Genomic DNA, 3697 nt, shown 5'->3' with positions numbered 1-3697 from the left:
ATGTCAGAAGAAGTAACATTTTGGGGCCATTTGGTCAGTCGTTTACAGGGAGAGATTCCCGCACAGACACTAGAGGCATACCGACGAGCGAGCCTCGGGGTCTACGAGATGCTGGATCATACCGAGCAGAAGCGCCTGGACATCAAGCTGGAAGGGCACCATCCCTGGGAGGTGCCCTCCGCGACGCAATCTGAGGTTCTCTGCTCCTGGAATGCCTACGCCCTCCAGCTTCTAGGCGATAAATTCATCGAAGCCGATTACGCAGGCAGTCCCACGACACGGGGCTACCTCCCTCCTGTCACTGGCGATCAGGTTCTGAGCTTCTATCAGCAGGTCGAGGGCTGGATGAGCCGAGCGCGGCAAGCGCACAGCAATCCTAACTACCGCCTGGATGTCGGGGTGCCTGCTGAGCTTCCTCCCTGGAGTGAGGTAGAGCCCTGTCCCAATGCACACCTTCATGGGATGCTGGAGGCGATGCGTAGCCTGCGGGATCATGCAGGTGTCGCGATGTCTTTCTTTGAGGAGGCCAAGTCCCCCGAGGACAAGCAGAAATCGGTTGGCTTTGCCCGCCAGCTCTGGGCAGCGGCCAAGTCCAAGGCCGACTACGCCGAGAACCTCTGGGGCGGGAACCCTTCACAGGAGTTGCATGAGCGCATCGAGGAGCATGCCAAGGAGGCTATCGAGCAGCTCTATCGCCTGGGCCAGCTGCTGGCGATGCCCGCACTTCTGGACAAAGAGAGTGCGGCCAAAGAGAAAGCCCCGCCGCCCCCTGCGAGCGTCGCGCCACGCGCACATACCATCCCAGGGCCGGGTGAGGTTGGGTTTGACCCGTGGTGCCTCACGGATAGTGACAGCCTCAGACGGCTCAAGGCAGACCCGGAGGCGCGTAAGGCAATAGGTCGGCTGTGGAAGCTCGATCCCGATCCGCAAAAGACGCTTGCCATTCTGAGTGAGGTGCGGGAGGCATTCAAGCGCGGAGATATTGGCTATGCTACGAAGGGAGGCTCAGATCGCCGTCTAGGGTTCTTCTTCTGCTGCCCTTGGGCATCTGTCTACGTCGCTCTGCGCCCGTTGACGCTGGATGGCAACTCACTGCGAACGATGCAGCAGTTTGTCTATGACGTGAACTGTGAGGGGATGAACCTTGGGCGTCCCTTTGTGCGCCGTATTATGGTGGCCAACTTTAACCCCACCGATGAGATGGAGTACGGCGATCCGGACGAGGCCCCCGACCACTAACCCAGTATCCGAGTACTATCAATAAACCAAGCACCGACACTAGGCAGCATCCTCTCTACGGTGCCGCCTAGTGTTATTTTTTGTAGCTTACTCCACACGGAAGCGAAGCAGCCGTAGGGCGTTCGCGACGACAACCAGGGTGCTGCCTTCGTGGAAGAGAACCGCAATGCCGATACTGGCGAACCCAAATAATGTGGAAGGCACCAGCAGAGCGATCACACCGAGTGAGATGAACAGGTTCTGTTTGATGACCCGGCGCGACTCCCGGCTCAGTGCAACCGCAAAGGGCAGTTTCGAGAGATCGTCTGCCATCAGGGCAACGTCCGCCGTTTCCAGTGCCACGTCAGTGCCGCCTGCGCCCATGGCAATCCCTACTGTTGCGTTTGCCAGAGCAGGCGCATCGTTTACGCCGTCCCCTACCATCGCTACCTTGCCGTGTTTTTTTAGCAGTTCCTGAATGGCAGTAACTTTATCCTGTGGCATCAGGTCTGCACGCACATCGGTTAGTCCCGCTGCACCCGCGATGGTTTTAGCAACACGAGCGTTGTCGCCCGTCAGCAGGATAAGAGACTTGATCCCCAAAGATTTGAGTTTTCGGAGTGTGTCCGGCGTTTCCGGGCGCAGTTCATCGGCAAGTCCGAGTATTCCCGCAAACTGATCTCCGATGCTTACCAGCATCGTCGGCTTCCCGGCCTCGCCTAACTCCTGATATTTTTGGGCAACCTCAACGGGAACCTGCATTCCGGCTTCTGCAAACAATGCAAGGTTTCCGATCCGAACCGTCTTGCCTTCGAACTCGCTTAGTACGCCGCGTCCCTGGATCGTTTGCAGTTCGGCAGCGGGCGGCAAAACCAGCTTTTCCCGCTCGGCGCGGCGGACGACTGCCTGCGCCAGCGGGTGGGCTGAGCGACTTTCCACGGTTGCCGCGATGCGCAGGAACTCACTTGAAGACATTCCGGAAAGAGGGATGATGTCGGTGACTTCGGGCCTGCCGCGCGTGATCGTGCCAGTCTTATCCAGCGCGATAGCTTCCAGTGCTCCTAAGTTCTCCAGGTGGACGCCGCCTTTGATGAGCACGCCGTTTCGCGCCGCCTGACCGATCCCGGCCAGAACCGCAGCCGGTGTTGCCAGCGCGAGGGCACACGGAGCGGCTGCTACCAGAGTACTCAGTGCCCGCAGAATCGCTATCTTCCAGGGAAGCCAGCCCAGGAGCGGCGGGAGAACAGCGGCAATAAGCACCGTCAGGAGTACAATCGGCACGAAGATGCGCTCAAAGTTATCGGTGAAGCTCTGGGTTGGTGATTTCTGCGTCTGCGCCTCCTCCACCATCTTGATGACGCGTGCCATAGTCGTATCCTGGGCGAGTTTAGTTACCTCCACTTCCAGAGCGCCGTCACCGTTGATCGCCCCCGCAAATACACCTTCCCCGACGACCTTCTCGACCGGTACGCTTTCTCCGGTGATAGGGCTTTGATCCACAGCCGAGCGCCCCTGAAGTATCTTGCCATCGACAGCGATGCGGTCGCCAGGCCGGATAATTGCGATGTCTCCAACACGCAGGTCCACGACGGGCAATTCCTTTTCCACCCCATCACGCCTCACGCGGGCCACCTTGGGGGTGAGCTTGCCAAGCTCGCTGATCGCGTTTCTGGCTCGCTCCATGGCGTAGTGCTCCAGTGCATGGCCGAAGGAGAACAGAAAGAGCAAGAGCGCTCCCTCGACCCATTCACCCAGAACCGCTGCCCCGATTGCCGCGACGAGCATCAGGAAATCCACGTCCAGCTTTCCGCGCAAGGCGGAAGGCAAGCCGTGCCGTGCGAGGTCTAAGCCGCCCGCGATGTAGGCAGCGATATAGATACCGATGGCTGGGAGCCGGGGCAGGTGGAAGACGCGCTCCCCGAGGAAGCCAATGGCAAGCAGGAGACCGGAGAGCAGCGACATAGACAGCTCGGGGTTTCGCCGGAACCAGTTCGCGCCTTCGGGTGCCTCGGCGTGGCTGTGCCCTTCATGGTCGCCGTGCTCCTCGTGGCCTTCGTGATCGTGCTTGTGGCCTGCGTGTTCATCTTGCTCCCCAAAACGAAGTCCTAGAGAGCGCACCGCCTGCACAATCGCCTCGTGGCTGGTGAGGGTACTATCGTACTCCACCTTCATCTTCTCGATAGGGTAGCTGACTCCCACGTTCAAGACGCCAGGGAGTGCTCGCACGGCCTGTTCGATATTGGCCGAGCTGGTGCCGTGGTCCATACCAAGAAGTGGCAGAGTCTCATGGCGAAAGCGGGTCGTGATCTCGACTCCGGTGTCGCGGGCAATACGCTCCACCCGCTCCAGGGGAACGAGATTGGGGTCGTAGTGCAGGCAGTGTCAAGACCGGGGCAAAAATCCCCAAATCACCGGATGAATTTTCCCCACATCAACGCGCAAAACTAGACCGATTCTCCCTTCGTTTCCCCTTTACTCA

At 59.3% G+C, this 3697-nt stretch carries 2 protein-coding genes; one reads left to right on the top strand and one right to left on the bottom strand.

What is annotated here, in order from left to right:
* A partial coding sequence (locus ACH2EH_RS16660) for a hypothetical protein (protein WP_395143312.1) occupies positions 1-1239 on the top strand: 1239 nt, incomplete at its 5' end.
* Positions 1240-1326: 87 nt separating this feature from the next.
* On the opposite strand, the gene ACH2EH_RS16655 is transcribed toward ACH2EH_RS16660, so the two are convergent.
* Complete coding sequence (locus tag ACH2EH_RS16655) at positions 1327-3558, bottom strand: heavy metal translocating P-type ATPase (protein WP_395143310.1); 2232 nt, start codon at positions 3556-3558, stop codon at positions 1327-1329.
* Positions 3559-3697: the final 139 nt, after the last annotated feature.

Origin of the sequence: Armatimonas sp., from assembly GCF_043760365.1 — a bacterium.
Classification (GTDB): domain Bacteria; phylum Armatimonadota; class Armatimonadia; order Armatimonadales; family Armatimonadaceae; genus Armatimonas.
This window is presented reverse-complemented; position numbering and strand designations above follow the sequence as displayed.